Source organism: Lentzea sp. NPDC006480 (genome assembly GCF_040611995.1).
Classification (GTDB): Bacteria; Actinomycetota; Actinomycetes; order Mycobacteriales; family Pseudonocardiaceae; genus Lentzea.
Window position 1 is genome coordinate 62,409 of the sequence record NZ_JBEXPJ010000011.1, and the last position, 17,390, is coordinate 79,798.

21 protein-coding genes are annotated in these 17,390 nt (G+C 69.8%); 7 read left to right on the forward strand and 14 right to left on the reverse strand.

Features of this window, described 5'->3' with window-relative positions; translation table 11 throughout:
• Window positions 1-7 precede the first annotated feature (7 nt).
• Window positions 8-1,699 (reverse strand): HAMP domain-containing sensor histidine kinase, encoded by a 1,692-nt coding sequence (locus ABZX92_RS07100; RefSeq protein ID WP_355554941.1) that lies wholly within the window; start codon window positions 1,697-1,699, stop codon window positions 8-10.
• Window positions 1,692-2,375 carry a response regulator transcription factor gene (locus ABZX92_RS07105; RefSeq protein WP_355555014.1) on the reverse strand — a complete coding sequence of 228 codons (684 nt, stop codon included), beginning with the start codon at window positions 2,373-2,375 and terminating at the stop codon, window positions 1,692-1,694. Before ABZX92_RS07105 ends, ABZX92_RS07100 begins: the two co-directional genes overlap by 8 nt.
• 96 nt (window positions 2,376-2,471) lie before the next feature.
• Between ABZX92_RS07105 and ABZX92_RS07110 the strand changes: the two genes are divergently transcribed.
• Window positions 2,472-3,335 carry a hypothetical protein gene (locus ABZX92_RS07110; protein WP_355554943.1) on the forward strand — a complete coding sequence of 288 codons (864 nt, stop codon included), beginning with the start codon at window positions 2,472-2,474 and terminating at the stop codon, window positions 3,333-3,335.
• A 75-nt stretch (window positions 3,336-3,410) separates the two neighbouring features.
• Here the strand turns inward: ABZX92_RS07110 and ABZX92_RS07115 are convergent, their stop codons facing one another.
• Genes ABZX92_RS07115 through ABZX92_RS07160 form a run of 10 tightly spaced genes read right to left on the reverse strand, consistent with a single transcriptional unit; the run spans window position 3,411 to window position 9,946 of the window.
• Complete coding sequence (locus ABZX92_RS07115; protein ID WP_355554944.1) at window positions 3,411-3,578, reverse strand: hypothetical protein; 168 nt, start codon at window positions 3,576-3,578, stop codon at window positions 3,411-3,413.
• Window positions 3,579-3,606: 28 nt separating this feature from the next.
• Window positions 3,607-4,020, reverse strand: coding sequence for a hypothetical protein (locus ABZX92_RS07120; protein WP_355554946.1), 414 nt, complete (start codon window positions 4,018-4,020; stop codon window positions 3,607-3,609).
• 26 nt (window positions 4,021-4,046) lie between these two features.
• On the reverse strand, window positions 4,047-4,673 hold the full coding sequence (locus tag ABZX92_RS07125; RefSeq protein WP_355554948.1) for a CoA transferase subunit B: 627 nt from the start codon (window positions 4,671-4,673) through the stop codon (window positions 4,047-4,049).
• Window positions 4,660-5,418 (reverse strand): CoA transferase subunit A, encoded by a 759-nt coding sequence (locus ABZX92_RS07130; protein WP_355554949.1) that lies wholly within the window; start codon window positions 5,416-5,418, stop codon window positions 4,660-4,662. Before ABZX92_RS07130 ends, ABZX92_RS07125 begins: the two co-directional genes overlap by 14 nt.
• Window positions 5,415-6,539 carry an acetyl-CoA C-acetyltransferase gene (locus ABZX92_RS07135; protein WP_355554951.1) on the reverse strand — a complete coding sequence of 375 codons (1,125 nt, stop codon included), beginning with the start codon at window positions 6,537-6,539 and terminating at the stop codon, window positions 5,415-5,417. The genes ABZX92_RS07130 and ABZX92_RS07135 overlap by 4 nt, the downstream gene beginning before the upstream one ends.
• Window positions 6,532-7,302, reverse strand: a complete 771-nt coding sequence (pcaD, locus tag ABZX92_RS07140) for a 3-oxoadipate enol-lactonase (RefSeq protein WP_355554952.1) — start codon at window positions 7,300-7,302, stop codon at window positions 6,532-6,534. The genes ABZX92_RS07135 and pcaD overlap by 8 nt, the downstream gene beginning before the upstream one ends.
• Entirely contained in the window at window positions 7,299-7,685 is a 387-nt protein-coding gene (locus ABZX92_RS07145) for a hypothetical protein (RefSeq protein ID WP_355554954.1), read from the reverse strand. The genes pcaD and ABZX92_RS07145 overlap by 4 nt, the downstream gene beginning before the upstream one ends.
• A gap of 18 nt (window positions 7,686-7,703) precedes the next feature.
• Window positions 7,704-7,991, reverse strand: a complete 288-nt coding sequence (locus ABZX92_RS07150; protein WP_355554956.1) for a muconolactone Delta-isomerase family protein — start codon at window positions 7,989-7,991, stop codon at window positions 7,704-7,706.
• 3 nt (window positions 7,992-7,994) lie between these two features.
• The gene (locus tag ABZX92_RS07155; RefSeq protein ID WP_355554958.1) at window positions 7,995-9,131 is read right to left on the reverse strand and encodes a muconate/chloromuconate family cycloisomerase; all 1,137 of its coding nucleotides are present in this window, start codon (window positions 9,129-9,131) and stop codon (window positions 7,995-7,997) included.
• Window positions 9,128-9,946: a dioxygenase gene (locus ABZX92_RS07160; protein ID WP_355554959.1), complete on the reverse strand. Its 819-nt coding sequence runs from the start codon at window positions 9,944-9,946 to the stop codon at window positions 9,128-9,130. The genes ABZX92_RS07155 and ABZX92_RS07160 overlap by 4 nt, the downstream gene beginning before the upstream one ends.
• A gap of 210 nt (window positions 9,947-10,156) precedes the next feature.
• Between ABZX92_RS07160 and ABZX92_RS07165 the strand changes: the two genes are divergently transcribed.
• Both ABZX92_RS07165 and ABZX92_RS07170 read left to right on the forward strand, forming a co-directional pair.
• On the forward strand, window positions 10,157-10,954 hold the full coding sequence (locus ABZX92_RS07165) for an IclR family transcriptional regulator C-terminal domain-containing protein (RefSeq protein WP_355554960.1): 798 nt from the start codon (window positions 10,157-10,159) through the stop codon (window positions 10,952-10,954).
• Between the two features lie 17 nt (window positions 10,955-10,971).
• Window positions 10,972-12,282, forward strand: coding sequence for an FAD-dependent oxidoreductase (locus ABZX92_RS07170; RefSeq protein WP_355554962.1), 1,311 nt, complete (start codon window positions 10,972-10,974; stop codon window positions 12,280-12,282).
• Window positions 12,283-12,297: 15 nt separating this feature from the next.
• On the opposite strand, the gene ABZX92_RS07175 is transcribed toward ABZX92_RS07170, so the two are convergent.
• Window positions 12,298-12,804 carry a DinB family protein gene (locus tag ABZX92_RS07175; RefSeq protein ID WP_355554964.1) on the reverse strand — a complete coding sequence of 169 codons (507 nt, stop codon included), beginning with the start codon at window positions 12,802-12,804 and terminating at the stop codon, window positions 12,298-12,300.
• A 28-nt stretch (window positions 12,805-12,832) separates the two neighbouring features.
• Between ABZX92_RS07175 and ABZX92_RS07180 the strand changes: the two genes are divergently transcribed.
• From ABZX92_RS07180 to ABZX92_RS07195, 4 genes are all read left to right on the forward strand, one after another.
• Window positions 12,833-13,564 carry an SDR family oxidoreductase gene (locus tag ABZX92_RS07180; RefSeq protein WP_355554965.1) on the forward strand — a complete coding sequence of 244 codons (732 nt, stop codon included), beginning with the start codon at window positions 12,833-12,835 and terminating at the stop codon, window positions 13,562-13,564.
• Between the two features lie 9 nt (window positions 13,565-13,573).
• Window positions 13,574-14,662: a hypothetical protein gene (locus tag ABZX92_RS07185; RefSeq protein ID WP_355554966.1), complete on the forward strand. Its 1,089-nt coding sequence runs from the start codon at window positions 13,574-13,576 to the stop codon at window positions 14,660-14,662.
• A gap of 49 nt (window positions 14,663-14,711) precedes the next feature.
• Window positions 14,712-15,575 carry an RNA polymerase sigma-70 factor gene (locus tag ABZX92_RS07190; RefSeq protein WP_355554968.1) on the forward strand — a complete coding sequence of 288 codons (864 nt, stop codon included), beginning with the start codon at window positions 14,712-14,714 and terminating at the stop codon, window positions 15,573-15,575.
• Window positions 15,576-15,654: 79 nt separating this feature from the next.
• Window positions 15,655-16,401: an SDR family oxidoreductase gene (locus ABZX92_RS07195; RefSeq protein ID WP_355554970.1), complete on the forward strand. Its 747-nt coding sequence runs from the start codon at window positions 15,655-15,657 to the stop codon at window positions 16,399-16,401.
• A 58-nt stretch (window positions 16,402-16,459) separates the two neighbouring features.
• Here the strand turns inward: ABZX92_RS07195 and ABZX92_RS07200 are convergent, their stop codons facing one another.
• Window positions 16,460-17,377, reverse strand: coding sequence for a TauD/TfdA family dioxygenase (locus ABZX92_RS07200; RefSeq protein ID WP_355554972.1), 918 nt, complete (start codon window positions 17,375-17,377; stop codon window positions 16,460-16,462).
• Window positions 17,378-17,390: the final 13 nt, after the last annotated feature.

Genomic DNA, 17,390 nt, shown 5'->3' on the forward strand with positions numbered 1-17,390 from the left:
TGTGCGCTCAGCGTGTTGGATTCTTCTGGCTCGGCAGCGTGATCGTGAACGTGGTGCCTTGTCCGACTGTGCTTCCGACGGTGATCGTGCCGTTGTGAGCGCTCACCAGGGCGTGCACGATCGCCAGACCCAGCCCGCTGCCGCCGGTGTCGCGCGTGCGGGAGCGGTCGGCGCGCCAGAACCTGTCGAACACGTGCGGCAGATCCTCGGCGGAGATGCCGGACCCCGTGTCGCTCACGGTGATCCGGCGGCCGTCCGTCCACAAGCGAACCGTGCCGTCGGAAGGCGTGTAGCGCAGGGCGTTCGTGACGAGGTTGGTGAGGATCTGCCGCAACCGCACGGCATCCGCGTTCACGATGCCGCTGCCCTCCGCGACCAGCGCAGGATGTGCGGCGACGAGCTGGTCGAACAGCTCGCGCAGATCGACCGGTGACGGGTGCAGCCGGAGCTCGCCCGCGTCGGCCAGCGCGAGGTCCTGGAGGTCGTCGATGAGGTGCTGCAACACCAGCGCCTCGTCGAGCAGGGCGGTCAGCGTGGTGCGGTCCAGCTCGACCACGCCGTCGCGCGCGCCCTCCAGCCAGCTGCGGATCGTGCCCAGCGGGTTGCGCAGCTCGTGGGAGATGTCGCTGGTCATGGCCTTGCGCTGGGCGTCGGTGCGGGCCCGGTGCGCGGCCATGTCGTTGAACGCCCGCGCGAGCTGGCCGATCTCGCTGCGGGACCGGACGTCGACCTGGGCGTCCTCACCGTGCTGCATGCGTTCGGCGGCGGCTGTGAGCGTGCGCAACGGCCTGGTCATCCGCAACGCCACCACCACGCTCACGCCGACGGTCAGCACCAGCACGATCGCCGCGACCAGCACGATCCGTCCCACGTCGAACTTCACGACGGTGGCCTGCGTCGTCTTGCCGGCGGCGTCCGTGACGAACAACAGCGCCGCCGGTGCCACATAAGGCTGCAGCTGGGCGCGGCGTGCGCTGGCCAGGCACTCGGCGTTGGAGGCGAAGGGCTGCCACGATCCGTTGAGCGTGATCTGCTCGGCGGGCAGGCCGCGCTGGCGCAGGCAGTCGTTGACGCGCAGGCCGAGATCGTTGAACGCCGCGGACTCGCCCAGTGTGAGCGTGCTCAGTCGTTGCTCCGCCGCGATGCAGGCCTCGGTCGCTGGCTGGGGCGCGGTTCTGTCCACGTTCACGATCGGGCGCCCCCAGGAGGTGGTCTTCATCTCCTCGACGGCGGCCGGTCCGACGCAGCGGAGCGTGTAGAGCCGCCAGTCCTCCGCGAGGCTGCCCTTCTCCCGCTCGCTGAGCTGGAACGGGCCGGTGATCCGCGCGTCGATCCGGTCGGGCGGTGCGTCCTGGGCCTGTGCCAGGTCGAGCTCCAGCGGGTTGATCACGGCGGACGGCACGGCGGGCAGCTGGCTCGCGTCGAGGCTGGTGCCGGTGTCGGCGATGACCTTGCGGTCGGGCGTGGTGAGAATCAACCGGCGGTTGCCCGACGGCAAGGTGACGCCGTCCCAGCCGCGGTGTTCGACGGCGAACGTGATCAGCGTGCGGTAGGTGGCGGCGTCACCGGCCAGCGCGGCGCCGAGCTCCTGCTTGATCGACGTCGACGTGCTCTGCGCGGCGAGCCACGCCGTGGCGGTGATCGAGCAGATCGCGACGAGCACGGACGCGGCCAGCAGCCGCGCCAGGACGCTATGCACCGGACCCGTCCACGAGCTTGTAGCCGACGCCGTGCACCGTCAGCAGGTACGCGGGCTTGCGCGGCTGGAGCTCGATCTTCTTGCGCAGGTTCATGACGTGCGCGTCGATGGTGCGTTCGGTGATGTAGCCGTCGAGCCCGTGCACGGCGCTGAGCAACTGCCCGCGGCTGAACACCCGGCCCGGGCTCGCCGCCATGGTGTGCAGGATCCGGAACTCCGACGCGGTGCACTCGACAGGTGTGTCGCGCACGCTCACCTCATGCCGCTCCGGGTCGATCGTGAGGTCGCCGAGCACGATGCCGGAGTTCGCACTGGTTCGTTGGACACGCCTCAACAGCGTGCGCACTCGGGCCATCAGCTCACGCGGGCTGTAGGGCTTGGTGACGTAGTCGTCGGCGCCGAGATCGAGGCCGTGCAGCAGATCATCCTCTGTGGACTTCGCGGTGAGCATGAGAACCGGGATGTCGATCTCGTTGCGCAGCACCCTCACGACATCCAGACCGTCCACTCCCGGCATCATCACGTCGAGGATCAGCAGGTCGGGCGGGTTGCGGCGGACCTCGTCGATCGCGGCCCTGCCGTCGTGCACGAGCCGCACCTGGTAGCCCTCCTGGCGCAGGTATCTCCCGAGCATGTCGGCCTGCATCAGGTTGTCCTCGGCCACCAGCACGCACATGCCCATGCGTCGCAACATAGTCATTCACGCGGCCGCCGCACGGGATGCGGACCCCAACCGCACAAGATCCTCACAACTGACTGCGACGGTCGCGGCATGCGAATACTCAGCGTGGTTGCGCTGCTGCTGCTCGGAGTACCGGGCGTGGCAGCGGCCTCTCCCGAGACCGACGTGGTTGCGCACGATCTCAACACCGACGGCGTGGCGGCCTACTGGACGCCCGAGCGGATCGCGGCGATGCCCACCGGTCCGTCCACACCTGGTGTGCCGCCCGTCGATGGACCTGATGGCGCTCCGGGCCCGATCAGCAAGACCATCGGCCGGTTGTTCTTCGTCGACCGCGACGGCGAGGATTCGAGCTGCACCGCGACCCTCGTGGTGAGCGCTAACAGGCGCACCGCAGTCACCGGCGGGCATTGCGTCCACACGGCGAACCTCATCGGCCAGGACCCCCGGTGGCACTCGAAGCTGCTGTTCGTGCCGGGCTTCCGGGACGGCGCGCGGCCGTTCGGCGAGTTCGCGGTGCGCCGGGTCGTGGTGAACCAGATGTGGATCACCGACGACCAGCGGTCCGAGTACGACCAGGCGTTCCTGGTGCTGGACAAGCCGTCGAACGTGAGCGAGAACATCGCCTTCGGCCGGCCGGGTGATCGTCCGGCGCACGAGTACGGGTATCCGCGGGCGGCGGGCCAGCCAGGCCATCAGGGCAGGCCGGAGTTCACCGGCCAGCGGCTCGCGCAGTGCTGGGGCACGCCCGCCCCGCACCCCGACGGCGAGAACCTGTGGGGCGTGCCGTGCGACATGGGCGGCGGCTCCAGCGGCGGCCCGAGGATCAGCGGAAACGCCGTTGTGGGCGTGAACACCCAGAGCTTCCGGTTGAACGACGTCAGGCACCTCGGCGGGCCTCAGTTCAGCTGGCAGATCACGGTTCCGCTGTACCAGAAGGCGCAGACGAGCTGAGGTCGTCCGAGATGGCGGCGATCAGCTCGCAGCCGCGGCGACGGTCCGCGTGGTGGTAGATCGGTGAGGTGATCATCAGCTCTTCGGTGCCTGGCTCGCCGGGCACCGCTTGAAGCCACGTGATCGTCGAGGGCCGCCGACCAGCACGCGGCCGTCGGCGTCAGCCGCGATCACCGAGACGCTGACCAGATCCGCCCTGCCGGACACGTCCGGGTCCAGGTGCCGGGCGAACGCGAACGACACGGCCAGCGAGCCGCCGAACCAGCGACTACTAGCAGCGCTCGTCGGTCTGTCCCCAGTAGACGTTGCCGTCGCCCCACACCTCGCCGTACGCCCTGGTGCACTTGGTGAGCGTGTTGGTGCCCTTGGACCAGACGTCCTGCTTGTTGCGCCCGTTGACGTTGCTGTTGAAGTCGCGGTCGCCGTTGACGACCATGGCGGCGCTGGAGCTGAAGCCGCCCGGCTCGGAGGCGTAGGAGTCCCACACGTACGTGTAGGCCCAGTTCTTGCCGCAGCCCTTGAACTGCTTCACCGAGGCGATGGTGGTGTTGCCCTTTTTGATGTACCCGGTGGAGCCGATCGGCACGGTCGACGAGCAGCCGGGCGCCTGCTCGGCCTGGGCGGCACCGGCCGACGCCAGCACGGACAGCGCCACCGCGGGCAGGATCAACATGACTTTGCGCATGCCCCACGGTGGCGCCGACCGGTTAGTCAGCGGTAAATCGGCGCCGCCGTGCTCTCCTGCACCTTCTCGAAGTCCACGCCTGGCGCGAGCTCCACGAGCTGCAGACCGTCGGGCGTCACGTCGAACACGCCCAGGTCGGTGATCACGCGGTCGACGCAGGCCTTGCCGGTCAACGGAAGCGTGCACTCCTCGACCAGCTTCGGGGTGCCGTCCTTGGCGGTGTGGGTCATCACGACGATCACGCGGCGGGCACCGTGCACGAGGTCCATCGCGCCGCCGATGCCGGTGACGAGCTTGCCCGGCACCGCCCAGTTCGCGAGATCGCCGGAAGCCGACACCTGCATCGCGCCCAGGACGGCGACGTCGACGTGTCCGCCGCGGATCATGCCGAACGACAGCGCCGAGTCGAAGAACGACGCTCCGGACAGGACGGTCACGGTCTCCTTGCCCGCGTTGATGAGGTCGGGGTCGACGTCGGCGTCGTCCGGGTAGGGGCCGACGCCGAGGATGCCGTTCTCCGACTCCAGCACGACCTCGACACCGGGTGGCAGGTGGTTCGGGATCAGCGTGGGCACGCCGATGCCGAGGTTGACGTACTCGCCGTCGCGCAGCTCCTGAGCCGCGCGGGCGGCCATCTCGTCACGACTCCACATGGCGCACCGTCCTGAACTCCACGCTCTTGTCGGAAACCTGCTCAGGCGTGAGTTCCACGACCCGTTGCACGAAGATGCCGGGCAGGTGCACGTCGTCGGGGTCGAGCACGTCGACGATCTCCTCGGCCTCGGCGATCGCGACCCGGCCGGCCATCGCGGCGAGCGGGTTGAAGTTGCGGGCCGACTTCGCGAACACCAGGTTGCCGTAGCGGTCCGCGCGAGCGGCTCGCACCAGCGCGAAGTCGGTGCGGATGCTCTGCTCCAGCACGTACTCGCGGCCGTCGAACTCGCGGACTTCCTTGGCAGGCGAGGCGATCGCGACCGTGCCGTCCGGGTTGTACCGCCACGGCAGTCCGCCGTCCGCGACCAGCGTGCCGACACCGGCGGGCGTGTAGAAGGCGGGAATGCCGGTGCCACCCGCGCGCAGTCGTTCGGCCAGCGTGCCCTGCGGGATCAGCTCGACCTCGATCTCGCCCGCGAGGTACTGGCGGGCGAACTCCTTGTTCTGCCCGATGTACGAGCCGGTGACGCGCGCGATCCGGCCCGCGGACAGCAGCACGGCGAGGCCCTGGTCCATCGCGCCGCAGTTGTTCGACACGATGCCCAGCGAGCCGACGCCCTTGTCGTACAGGGCGTTGATCAGCACCTTCGGCACACCGCAGAGCCCGAAACCGCCGACGGCCAGCGTGGCACCGTCGTCCACATCGGACACGGCTTCGGCAGCCGAGGCCACGACCTTGTTCATGACACCCTCTCGAAGACCGCCGCGAGTCCCTGCCCGCCACCGATGCACATGGTTTCCAGCGCATACCTGCCGTCACGCCGGTCCAGCTCCCGCAACATCGTCGCGAGGATCCGGGCGCCTGTCGCGCCGACCGGGTGGCCGAGCGCGATGCCGGACCCGTTGACGTTGACCCGGTCGAAGTCCGTGAGACCCCACTCGCGCGTCACGGCGAGCACCTGCGCGGCGAACGCCTCGTTGAGCTCGATGAGGTCCATGTCGTCGAGCTTGAGACCCGCGTTCTGCAACGCCCGCGCGGACGACGGCACCGGCCCGATGCCCATCCGCGCCGGCTCGACCCCGGCCGAAGCCCACGAGACCAAGCGCGCCAACGGCCTCAGGCCCAGTTCAGCGGCTCGCTCGGGAGATGTCACGACGCAGATCGCGGCACCGTCGTTCTGCCCGCTCGCGTTGCCCGCGGTGACAGTCGCGCCCTCGATGTCCATGACCGTCTTCAACGACGCGAGCTTCTCCAGCGTCGATCCCGGCCGCGGGTGCTCGTCGGCCACGAAGTCGCCCACCGGTACCAGCTCGTCCGCGAACCGGCCCGCAGTCTGTGCGGCGACAGCACGTTCGTGACTGCGCAACGCCAGCTCGTCCTGCTCGGACCGGGAGATCCCGTACTCACGCCGGAGGTTCTCGGCGGTCTCCAGCATGCCGCCCGGCACCGGGTAGTTGACACCACCGGCCGTGACCCGGCCACGAGCCAACGCATCCACGCCCGCGTTCGACATGCTCTCGACGCCACCCGCGAGCACGAGCTCCTGGGCTCCGGTCCGCACGGCCATCGCCGCGTTGATCACGGCCTGCAGCCCGGAGCCGCAGCGCCGGTCCAGCTGCACGCCCGGCACACCGACACCCAGACCCGCGTCCAGCGCGACGACCCGGCCGATCGCCGGCGCGTCCATCGTGGGATAGCAGTGCCCGAGGATCAGATCGTCCACATCGGACGGATCGAGCCCGGTGCGGCGCATCAGGCCCTGCACGACGATCGCGCCGAGCTCCTGGGCAGTGCGCTCCTTGATCGCACCGTTGTAGCGGCCCACCGGTGTCCTGATGGGCTCGCAGATGACGGCGTCACGCATGAACTCTCCTCGTCAGATGATCCACGACCAGCGCGTTCACGACCTCCGGCCGTTCGGCCGTGAGCAGGTGGGCGGAGCCGGGCACGACCTCGAACCGCGCGCCGGGAATGCTTTCCGCGATGAAGCGCACCAGGTCCGGCGTGGTGGCGGGGTCGTCGGCACCCGCGAGCACCAGCGTCGGCACGGTGATCTTGCCGAGCTCGGCCCGCACGTCGAACGTGCCGATGGACTCGGCACAACCCGCGTAGCCCTCGGTCGTGGTGTTGCGCAGCATGTCCAGCAGTCGCTCGGCCTCGTCAGGGCGCTGTTCCGCGAACTCGTGCGTGTACCAGGTGCCGAGTCGCGACGGCACCATCGCCTCGACGCCCTTCTCGCGGACGACTGCCGCACGGGCCGGCCACTGCGGCGGATCGGGGAACTGGGCGGCGGTGGCACAGAGCGTGAGCGTCAACAGACGGTCGGAGTGGTGGATCCCGAGCCACTGGCCGATCGCGCCACCGATGGAAACCCCCAGGTAGTGGAACCGCGAGATGCCGAGCGAGTCGAGCAGGTCGATGACGTTCGCGGTCAGCCCCTCGATCGAGTACGGGCCAGGGGCGTCCGGGGAACGGCCGTGCCCGGGAAGATCGAACCGCACGATCCGCCAGCGGTCGGCGAACGCGGCCACCTGGGCGTCGAAGAGGCCGGTCGAGGTGCCGATCGACGGGCCGAGCACGAGGACCTCGGCGTCCTGCGGTCCGTCGATGAGGTGGTGCAAGATCACTGATGCTCCGATCGTGTCGTCACAGCCGGGCCGTCCTGACCGCTCGCGTGCACGGCGCCGCTCACCACGATCAACTCTGCCAACCGGCCGCCGAGCGTGCCGAGGTGGTTTCCATCCGGTGGAAGAGCAGTCCCAGGTGGCACGCTCACAACTCCGTCTGAGAGGACACCCTCCACCCGGTGAGGCCGGCCGAGCACGGCGGCGGACCGGACATCGCCGGCACGCACCAGCTTCCGCGACGTCTCCACCGTTCCGGCACCGCGATGCCCGAACGTGAAGTTCGCCCCCACCACGACGGCTTCGGTGTGCAGAGCGTCCACAAGCACCTGTGACACGAAGTCGGCAGCGGAGTTGGCCGCGAACCGCTGGGTGAACGGCAACACCAGAATCGCGTCCCGCTGTCATGGTTGTGCCGCCAGATCGGAGGGGTGGGTCGCGAGTGGCGTCACCTGGACCGTCATGAACTCCCACAGCGGCAACGACGACAGGCACGCGTGCAGCTCGTCGTTGGACGGCACGTCGAAGATGCTGATGTTGCTGTGCTGCCCGACGACCCGCCACAGATGCGGCCACACCCCGAGTTTCTGCAGCTCCAGCGCACGGTCCTTCTCGGCCGCGATGAGCTCGGTGCGGCGGCCGGGGTCGAGGTCGTGGGGGAGCGAGACATCCATGCGCACGTGGAAGAGCAACGGTCACCTCCTGGTGAAGGCCGCGACGGCCGCCGGGTCCAGCTCGATGCCGAGCCCTGGTCCGCCGGGCAGGTGCAGATCGCCGCCGGAGTACCGCAGCGGCGTGGTCAGCAGCTCCTCGCGCATGAGCAACGGTCCGAACAGCTCGCTGCCCCACGTCACGGCAGGAGCCGCGCACGCCAGGTGCAGCGACGCCGCCGTGCCGACCGGGCTCTCGATCGAGGTGCCGCCGTGACAGGGAATACCCGCCGCCGCCGCGATCGAAGCGATGGCCGCGGTCGCGCGCAGCCCGCCGGACTTGGTGGTCTTCAACGAGAACACGTCCGCTGCCCGCAGTGACGCGAGCCGGAACGCGTCCGACGGCGTGCGCAGCGACTCGTCCGCCATCACCGGAATCGGCAGCGCCCGGTTGATCTCCGCGAGCCACTCGACCTCGGCAGCCGGCACCGGCTGCTCGACCAGTTCCACACCCGCCGCGGCCAGTGCGGGCAGGTAGCGCAGCGAGGTCAACCGGTCCCAGCGCGCGTTCAGGTCCACCCGGACACCGGCGACTCCGGCGACTCCGGCGACTCCGGCGAGCTTCTCCGCGATCGCGCACACCCGGCGCACGTCGTCGGGCGGTTCCTGCGCGCCCATCTTGAGCTTGAAGCTGCGGTGCCCGGCGTCGAGCTTGGCCATCGCCTCCTCGATCACGACGGCCGCGGGCTCGGTGCCCAGCGCCCACGTGACCGGGACGGACGTGCGCGACACCCCGCCGAGCAACGTGTGCACCGGGACGTTCAGAGACCGCGCCCACGCGTCGTGCAGAGCGACCTCAACAGCGGCTTTGGCGTAGAGGTTGGCGTTGACAACATCGTTGACGGCCTGTGAGATGCCCGCGATGTCGTCCACGCGACGGCCGAGGACGAGCGGGGCGACGTACTGGTCGATGACCACCTTCATGGTCTCGACCGACTCACCGCCCCACCACGGCCCGCCCGGCACGACACCCTCGCCGAGGCCGACCGCCCCGCCCGCGGTCCGGATCTGGACGAGCAGCACGGGCTGCGCGTCCATCCCGGTGCGGGCGAAGCGGTGCGGCCGGACGAGCGGGACGTCGAGCAGAACGGTGTCCACGCCGTCGACCAGCAGGTCGCTCATGCCGGCTCGAGCACGAAGTCGTACACGGCGCACTGGTCGACCGGCGTCAGCACGAGCTCGGGCTTCACCGCTTCGGCGACGTCGCTGTCGACGTGCTCACCACCGGCGAAGTAGAGCTGGGTGGTGATCGGCCGATGGCCCTCAGCACGCACGATGAGGTGCAGGTGCGCGGGCCGCCACGGGTGCCAGCCCGCCGCGCCGATCAACCGGCCGGTCGGCCCGTCGGTCGGGATCTGGTACGGCGCGGGCTGCACCGTGGTGATCTCGAACCGGCCCTCGGAGTCGGTCGTCACGACACCGCGCAGGTTGCCGGCCGGGATGTCCGGCGCGAAGCCCGAGTAGTAGCCCTCGGAGTCGGCGTGCCAGATCTCCAGCTGAGCGCCCGCCAGGGGAAGCCGGGCGAGATCCTTGACCTGGCCGGAGAACACCAGCGGCGTGCCCTGCTCGTCCGGCCGCATCGGCAACGTGCAGACGGACGGCAGCTCCTTCTGGTCCGGCAGGTAGTACGGCCCGAGGATGCTGCCCTTGGTGCCGTCCTGGGTGCGCGCGGCGACCTCCTCGACGACGTGCTCGGCGAACACGTCCAGGAACAACGGCCACTCGCCGCCCTCGCCGAGGTCCATCAGCCACTGCTTCGCGGCCTGGAACTCGGGGTAGGTCACGTCGTGCGCACGGATCACCTCGTGCACGCCCTGCAGCACGGCGGTGACCACAGTGGACACCCGCTCGGCCGAGACGTCGACGGAAGATCGTGCGGCGGAACGGAAGTCAGCGCTCGCAGAGCCCGCTGCGGCAGGGGTGTGAACGGCGGTCATCGGGAGGCTCCGTTCAACGAGGTGGTGCCGGGGTTGAAGAGGTCGGGCACGACCGTGACACCGGTGCCGACCTGCCGAAACCGGTGCGGATTGTGCGGTGATCCAGTGTCATCTCCCGCTCCCTTGTACGCTATGCGTACAACATGTACGCTTTGCGGTTGCCTGAGGGTGCACCGGCTTCGGCGCGCTGTCAACGGGGAGGATGTGGCGATGGCGAGCGATCCCGACGAGCGCGACTTCATCCAGAGCATCGAGCGCGGGTTCGCCGTGCTGCTCGCGTTCGACGAGGACCGGATCAACCCGAACCTGGCCGAGCTGGCCGCGGCCACGGGTCTCTCACGTCCGGCCGTGCGCCGGATTCTCCTTACGCTGCAACGACTTGGGTACGTGCGCAATGAAGGCAGCAGGTGGTCGCTGACCCCGCGGGTGCTGAGCATCGGCCAGCACTACTCGGCGTCGCACGCGATGATCGAGATCGCGCAGCCGCACCTGCTGGAGCTCTCCGCGAAAACCGGTGAATCCGCTTCGCTCGCGGCGCTGGACGGACGCGACGCGGTGTACGTCGCGCGGGTGCCGGTGCGCCGGATCATGAGCATCAACGTGTCGATCGGCACCCGGATCCCGGCGTACGCCACGTCGATGGGCCGCGTGCTGCTCGCGTGGGCGCCGGACGTGCTCGTCGACGAGGTCATCGCGGGCGGGCTGCCGGCGTTGACGAAGCACACGATCACGGGCGTCGAAGCGTTTCGAGGGGTGCTGCGGCAGGTTCGCTCGGACGGGTGGTCGATCGTGGCCGAGGAGCTGGAGATCGGCCTGCTCTCGGTGTCCGCGCCGGTCCGCGACCGCTCCGGCGAGGTGGTCGCCGCGCTCGCGTCGTCCACCTCGGTCGGGCGATCATCTGTTGAGGCGATCCGGTCCGATGTGGTGCCATTGCTGCTCGACGCCGCGGCACGGATCAGCGCCGATCTGGGGCACAAGAGCTCGGCGCGGCGTGAGGGTTTCTACTAGAAGGCCCTGGAGGACTGATGTCCGCTCGGCCACGGATCCTGGTGATCGGCACCGGGTTCGCCGGATTCCACTGTCTGCGCAAGCTCGAACGCAAGCTCCCGGAGGACGCGGCCGAACTGGTCGCGATCAACCCGGCCGACTACATGCTCTACATCCCGCTGCTGCCCGAGGTGTCCGGCGGCGTGCTCGACCCCCGCCGGGTCGCCGTGCCGCTGCGGAACACCTTGAAGCGCACCAAACTCGTGCTCGGCGCGGCGACCGGCATCTCGCTGGAGAAGAGCTGCGTGCAGGTGATGGACGTCGAGGGGCGGTCCAGCGAGCTCTCCTACGACCGGTTGCTGATCGCGTCCGGCAGCGTCACGCGGCTGCTGTCGATTCCGGGCGTCGCCGAGCACGCCAAGGGTTTCCGCACCGTCGCCGAGGCGATCCACCTGCGCGACCACGTGCTGCGGCAGCTCGAACTCGCCGACCAGTCCGACGATCCGGAGGAACGCCGGGCGCGCTGCACGTTCGTCGTGGTGGGCGCGGGCTACACGGGCACCGAGGTGCTCGCGCAGACGCAGCTGCTGACCCAGGACGCGTGGCGCCACCTGCCAGGGCTTCGCGACGTGAAGCCCCGCTGGATCCTCGTCGACATCGCATCACGGGTGCTGCCCGGCCTCGACCCGAGGCTGTCCGGCCCGACGCACGAGGTGCTGCTCAAGCGCGGTGCCGAGGTCCGGCTGGAGACCAGCCTCAAGGAGATGACCGGTACCTGCGCCCGGCTGTCCGACGGCACCGAGATCCCGACGCGCACCGTCGTGTGGTGTGTTGGCGTGCGGCCGGATCCGCTGGTCAGCACGTTGAACAAGCCCGCCACCAACGGTCGTATCGACACCGACACCTCGTTGCGGGTGTGCGAGAACGTGTGGGCGGCCGGTGACGCGGCGGCGGTGCCGGACCTGGTGCGGCCCGGTGAGATCACCGCGATGACCGCGCAGCACGCCGAACGCCAGGGCCGGGTCGCGGCGATCAACATCGCGGCGTCGCTCGGGCACGGCGAGGCGCGCGAGTACAAGCACAAGGACCTCGGCTTCGTGGTCGACCTCGGCGGCTGGCAGGCGGTCGCGAACCCGTTGGGCGTGCCGCTGACGAGCCTGCCCGCGAAGGCCGTGACGCGCGGCTACCACCTGATGGACCTGCCCTACGGGCGGTTCCGCACGGCCGCGAACTGGATCACCGAACTGGGCGCGGGCAGGCAGATCACCCACTTCGGGGTGGTGCCGGACCGTGGCATCACGCTGGCGCAGGCGGACCTGCCGCCTGCCGCGGCCGGTCGCGGTGACTAGGCCGGAACCGCGGCCTCACGCTCCGGTGACGCCGTCGATGCCCTCGCGCAGGAAGTCCGCGTGGCCGTTGTGGCGCGCGTACTCGTGGCACAAGTGGTGCATGACGAGCCGCAGTGACACCTGTTCTCCCCACCGCGGCTGGTAGCCGAGGACGTCGAGCGACTCGGCCTCGCGTTCGATCTTGCGCGCGTGCTCGACCTCGTTCTGCCAGGCCTCGAAGGCCTCGGACCGGTTCGAGTTCGAGGCGTCGTAGGCCACCTGGTAGTCGTTCTCGTCGGACCACACCAGCGGGATGTCCTCGCCGTTGATGACCTTGCGGAACCAGGTGCGCTCGACCTCCGCCATGTGCCGGACCAGACCGAGCAGCGTGAGCGTGGACGGCGGCATCGAGCGGCGGCGCAGGTCGTCGTCGGACAGGCCGTCGCACTTCATCGCGAGGGTGGCGCGGTGGTAGTCGAGGAACACGCGCAGGGTCTCGCGCTCGTCCGCCTGGAGTGGTGGGTTGGGGCGTTCGGTGGTCACGGGGCCAGTCTTTCATCAGGATGATCTCGTGGACCTGGAATTGGCGGGACGCCGGTACATCGTCACCGGTGGGAGTCGCGGGATCGGCCGGGCGATCGTGTCCTTGCTGCTCGACGAGGGTGCGCGGGTGGCGACGTGTGCGCGCAGCGATCCGGGGTGGGGGCCGGAGGTGCTGGCGCGCGTCGGTGACGTGCGCGATCGCGAGTGGATGCGGGAGTTCGTCGCGGAGGTGGCCGAGACGTTCGGCGGGCTCGACGGCGTGGTCGCGAACGCCGGTGCCGGAGCCGTCGGGGGAGTGCTGGACACGCCACCCGAGGTGTGGCGGGAGCAGTGCGACCTCAAAGTCGTCAGCGTTCTCAACCTCGTTGAACCCGCAGCCGCACATATGATCGAAGGCGCTGTCGTGGTGCTGAACGGGGTCACCGCACGGGCGCCGGACCTGGACATGGCGGCGGTCAGTGCCGCGCGGGCGGCCGCCGGGTCGGTGGCGGCGATGCTGGCGAGGACGCTCGCACCCCGCATCCGGGTCAACACGGTCAACCTCGGCGCCATCCGCACCGAACGCCAGCACGTGAAGCACCGGCGTTCGGGCACGTCGCTGGACTTCACCGCGTGGGAGGCCGAGGAGGCGCGCCGGCGCGGGATTCCGCTCGGCAGGTTCGGCTCGCCGGAGGAGGTGGCGCCGGTGGTCGCGATGCTGCTGTCGCCGCGATCGTCCTATGTGGTCGGTGCGACCGTGGACGTGTCCGGCGGGCTCTAGGCCGATCGGGTGACCGAAGATCCGCGGGGCAACCGGTGGCCGATCACGGGCGTGATCTTGGCGTCGTCCACTGAACTGGGGGAGTTCCAGATGCGCAGTCTCGCGCTCATCGCGGCAGTTGGGTTGGCATGTTCGGCCCTCACGACGTCGGCCGTCGCAGATCCCGCGCAATGCACGTGGCAGGTGTCGAAGGTCGTGACCCCGGACGGGTACGACCCGGGATTCACGAAGGTGCTCGGTACGGACAGCCACGGCAACTACGCCGGCACCTCGCTTCGACCCGGTGCGAACACCAACGACCTCATCCTGTGGACCGGTGGCAAGCCGCAGGTCGTGCAGGAGGTGCAGCACCTGCAGTGGCTGCAGATGACCGGGGAGAACTCGGCGGGAACCGTGCTGGTCAACGGTTATCTGCCGGCCGAGGGCCGCTGGACCGCGCTGCTGTACTCGGGCGGTCACCAGGGCCGGGGAACGCTCACCGAGGTCACCGCGCCCGCCGGCTACCGCCTGTCCAACGCGATCGCCCTCAACGAACGCGGTGACGTCGTGGGGCTCGGCCAGCGGATCTCCGACGGCCAGGAGGTCGGGGTGCTGTGGTCCGCGCTCGCGTCCGGGCCGCAGGTCTTCGACACCGCCGCCGGCGTTCCCGAGGACCTGGACGACGACGGCACTGTGCTGCTGCGCAGCCGCGACGGCAAACTGCCCGGGTACCTGTGGCGCGGCGGTCAGCTGACCCCGCTCGCTGACGGCGGCGGCAAGCAGTCGTTCGTCGAGGCGATCCGCGGCGGCAAGGTGATCGGGTACCAGGTCGAGGGCTCCTGGCCGGAGTCGCAGGCGCTGCTGTGGGACCGCGACGGCAACGTCCAGCGCATCGACCAGGGCGGCACGGCGTTCTCGATCAACGCGGGCGGGCTGATCACCGGCGAGCGCGACACGATGGTCGGCCACGAAGCGGTCTGGCAGGACACGACCTACCTCGGTGACCTGCCGTACCCCGACGGTGTCGCGTTGGTCTCCGAGCTCTTCGTCGCGGGCGACGACAACACGCTGTTCAGCGCCGCGGGCAGCGCGGGCCCACTGCGCTGGACCTGCGTCTAGTGCGGGGCGCCACACCGCTCTCATCTGCTGTGAGCGCTAACGTGGCGGCATGAGCAAGCTCGACCAGGCCGAGTCGGCGTTCGCGTCGGCTCGGCCCAGGCTGTTCGGCATCGCCTACCGCATGACCGGCAGCGTGGCGGACGCCGAGGACCTGGTGCAGGAGGTCTGGGTGCGCTGGCAGCTCGCCGACCGCGAGTCGGTGCTCAACCCCGAGGCCTACCTGGCGACGGCGATCACCCGCCTCGCGATCAACGAGTCGCAGACCGCGCGGGCCCGCCGGGAGACCTACGTCGGGCCGTGGCTGCCCGAGCCGGTCGACACGTCCGCCGACCCGCAGCTGGGTGCGGAGCAGGGCGCGGTGCTGGAGCTCGCGGTGTTGCTGCTGCTGGAGAAGCTCACGCCGACCGAGCGGGCGGCGTACGTGCTGCGCGAGGCGTTCGACTACCCGTACCGCGAGATCGCCGAGATCGTGCAGACCAGCGAGGTCGCGGCGCGGCAGCTGGTCAGCCGGGCGCGCAAGCACCTCGCGGACGAGCGGAAGGTCCCGGTCGAGCGAGCCGACCAGCGCAAGCTGCTGGAGGCGTTCGTGGCGGCCGCGCAGGCAGGCGACCTGGCCGGGCTGGAGAAGCTCTTCGCCGAAGACGTCGTCAGCTACTCCGACAGCAACGGCGCCATCCGCGCGGCCGGTCGTCCGCTGTTCGGCGCGGCCAGCCTCGCGAGGATCTTCGCGGGGTGGGCGCCGGGCTTCTGGGCAGGTGCGCAGGTCGACTACGTGGACGCGAACGGGCTGTCCGCGGTCCGGTTGCGCAAGGACGACAACACCTACGCGGTGATCACCGTGACGGCCTCCGAGGAGGGCATCGACCAGGTGATGTGGCTGGTCAACCCGGAAAAGCTCAAGGCGTTCCGGTGAGGCTGTCACAACCGCGAGGGCTGTCCTGTCTTAGCTCGTGAACACCCGCACGGGGCGGGCTCAGGAGAGGGACGGACCCATGAGGATCGTTGTCATCGGCGGCACCGGGTTGATCGGCAGCCAGGTCGTGAAGCGGCTCGGTGAGCACGGCCACGACGCCGTGCCCGCCTCCCCGAACAGCGGCGTGAACACCGTGACCGGCGAAGGCGTCAAGGAAGTGCTGCAGGGCGCCGACGTGGTGGTCGACGTGTCGAACTCGCCGTCGTTCGCCGACGACGACGTCATGAACTTCTTCACCGCCGCCACCACGAACCTGACCACGGCCGCGCGGGAAGCGGGCGTCGGCCACTACGTCGCGCTGTCGATCGTCGGCACGGACGAGTTGCCCGAATCCGGTTACCTGCGCGCGAAGGTCGCTCAGGAGAAGCTGATCACCGATTCCGGCCTGCCGTACTCGATCATCCGCGCGACCCAGTTCTTCGAGTTCGCGGGCGCGATCGCGGACTCGGCGACGGTCGACGGCGTGGTGCACCTGCCCCACGGCGGCGTGCAGCCGATCGCGGCGTCCGACGTGGCGGCGGTCGTCGGACGCACCGCGGCGACCGGTCCGATCAACGGCGTGCAGGAGATCGGCGGACCGGACGAGTTCACTTTGGACGGCTGGGTCCGCACGGTGCTGCAGGCGCGCGACGACTCGCGCGAGGTCGTCGGCGACCCGCAGGCCAAGTACTTCGGCACGTTCCTGACCGGCAAGCAGCTCGTGCCGAACGAGGGCGCGCAGCTGCAGGCGACGAGCCTGCGGGACTGGCTGGCCGCGGGAAACTGATCCCGGGAAGGTCCACAGTGGACGGGCTCGCGAAGAGTCCGTCCACTGTCGCGACAGCTCACAGTGCCGAGAAGTGAGCCGCGTCCCCGGTGACCGGCGTGCTGGCCACGCCGTCGACGCTGACCGGGACGTCACCCGCGATGGTGACCCGGTGCAGCCGGCGGCGCTGGTCGTCGTAGTCCGCGACGCCGTAGTGCTGGGTGGCGCGGTTGTCCCAGATCGCGATGTCGCCGTCGGACCACTGCCAGCGCACCGTGTTCTCCAGCTTGATGACCCGCTGCTGCAGGAGCTGGAAGATCGCCTGCGACTCGGCCGGGCTGACCCCGACGATCCGCTTCACGAAGTGGCCCAGCAGCAACGCGCGTTCGCCGGTCTCGGGGTGCACGCGCACCAGCGGGTGCTCGGTCTCGAACACGTGTGAGCGGAACTCGTCGCGGTACGACTGCTCCTTGACGTCGATGCCGCCGATGCGCGTCGAGTCCACCTGACCCGCGTAGTCGTAGAGGTTGGTGTGCACGGCCCAGAGCCGGTCGACCAGCGCGCGCAACGCTTCCGGCAGATCGGCGTACGCCTGCGCGGTGTTCGCCCACACCGTGCTGCCGCCGTACGGAGGCAGTTCGACGGCCCGCAGGATGCTGATCGCGGGCACCCGGTCGACGAACGTCACGTCGGTGTGCCAGCTGTTGGCCTTGCCGTGCTCGGAGTCGATCGCCAGCACCTGCTCGTGGTCCTGGCCGCGGACGGTCGGATGGGCGAGCGTCGGCTGGCCGAGCAGGCGGGCGAACGCGAGCTGGCCCGCGTCGTCGAGGTGTTGCTGCCCGGAGAAGAACACCACCTTGTGCGCCAGCAACGCGGCCCTGATCTCGGCCACGGCGTCCGCGGGAAGGTCCCCGCCGAGCTGGACGCCGTCGATGCGCGCACCGATGTGCGCTCCCAGCCGGTGGACGGTGATCGTTCTGGTGAGTTGCGCTGTCATGCCCCTCACCATG

What these genes read in the sequence shown, in the direction of transcription:
- ABZX92_RS07170 (WP_355554962.1), top strand. Translation starts at nt 10,972, where the DNA reads ATGTCCGCTCGGCCACGGATCCTGGTGATCGGCACCGGGTTCGCCGGA.
- ABZX92_RS07135 (WP_355554951.1), bottom strand. Translation starts at nt 6,539, where the DNA reads ATGCGTGACGCCGTCATCTGCGAGCCCATCAGGACACCGGTGGGCCGC.
- ABZX92_RS07120 (WP_355554946.1), bottom strand. Translation starts at nt 4,020, where the DNA reads ATGCGCAAAGTCATGTTGATCCTGCCCGCGGTGGCGCTGTCCGTGCTG.
- ABZX92_RS07155 (WP_355554958.1), bottom strand. Translation starts at nt 9,131, where the DNA reads ATGAGCGACCTGCTGGTCGACGGCGTGGACACCGTTCTGCTCGACGTC.
- ABZX92_RS07190 (WP_355554968.1), top strand. Translation starts at nt 14,712, where the DNA reads ATGAGCAAGCTCGACCAGGCCGAGTCGGCGTTCGCGTCGGCTCGGCCC.
- ABZX92_RS07125 (WP_355554948.1), bottom strand. Translation starts at nt 4,673, where the DNA reads ATGTGGAGTCGTGACGAGATGGCCGCCCGCGCGGCTCAGGAGCTGCGC.
- ABZX92_RS07110 (WP_355554943.1), top strand. Translation starts at nt 2,472, where the DNA reads ATGCGAATACTCAGCGTGGTTGCGCTGCTGCTGCTCGGAGTACCGGGC.
- ABZX92_RS07130 (WP_355554949.1), bottom strand. Translation starts at nt 5,418, where the DNA reads ATGAACAAGGTCGTGGCCTCGGCTGCCGAAGCCGTGTCCGATGTGGAC.
- ABZX92_RS07200 (WP_355554972.1), bottom strand. Translation starts at nt 17,377, where the DNA reads ATGACAGCGCAACTCACCAGAACGATCACCGTCCACCGGCTGGGAGCG.
- ABZX92_RS07160 (WP_355554959.1), bottom strand. Translation starts at nt 9,946, where the DNA reads ATGACCGCCGTTCACACCCCTGCCGCAGCGGGCTCTGCGAGCGCTGAC.
- ABZX92_RS07195 (WP_355554970.1), top strand. Translation starts at nt 15,655, where the DNA reads ATGAGGATCGTTGTCATCGGCGGCACCGGGTTGATCGGCAGCCAGGTC.
- ABZX92_RS07105 (WP_355555014.1), bottom strand. Translation starts at nt 2,375, where the DNA reads ATGTGCGTGCTGGTGGCCGAGGACAACCTGATGCAGGCCGACATGCTC.
- ABZX92_RS07165 (WP_355554960.1), top strand. Translation starts at nt 10,157, where the DNA reads ATGGCGAGCGATCCCGACGAGCGCGACTTCATCCAGAGCATCGAGCGC.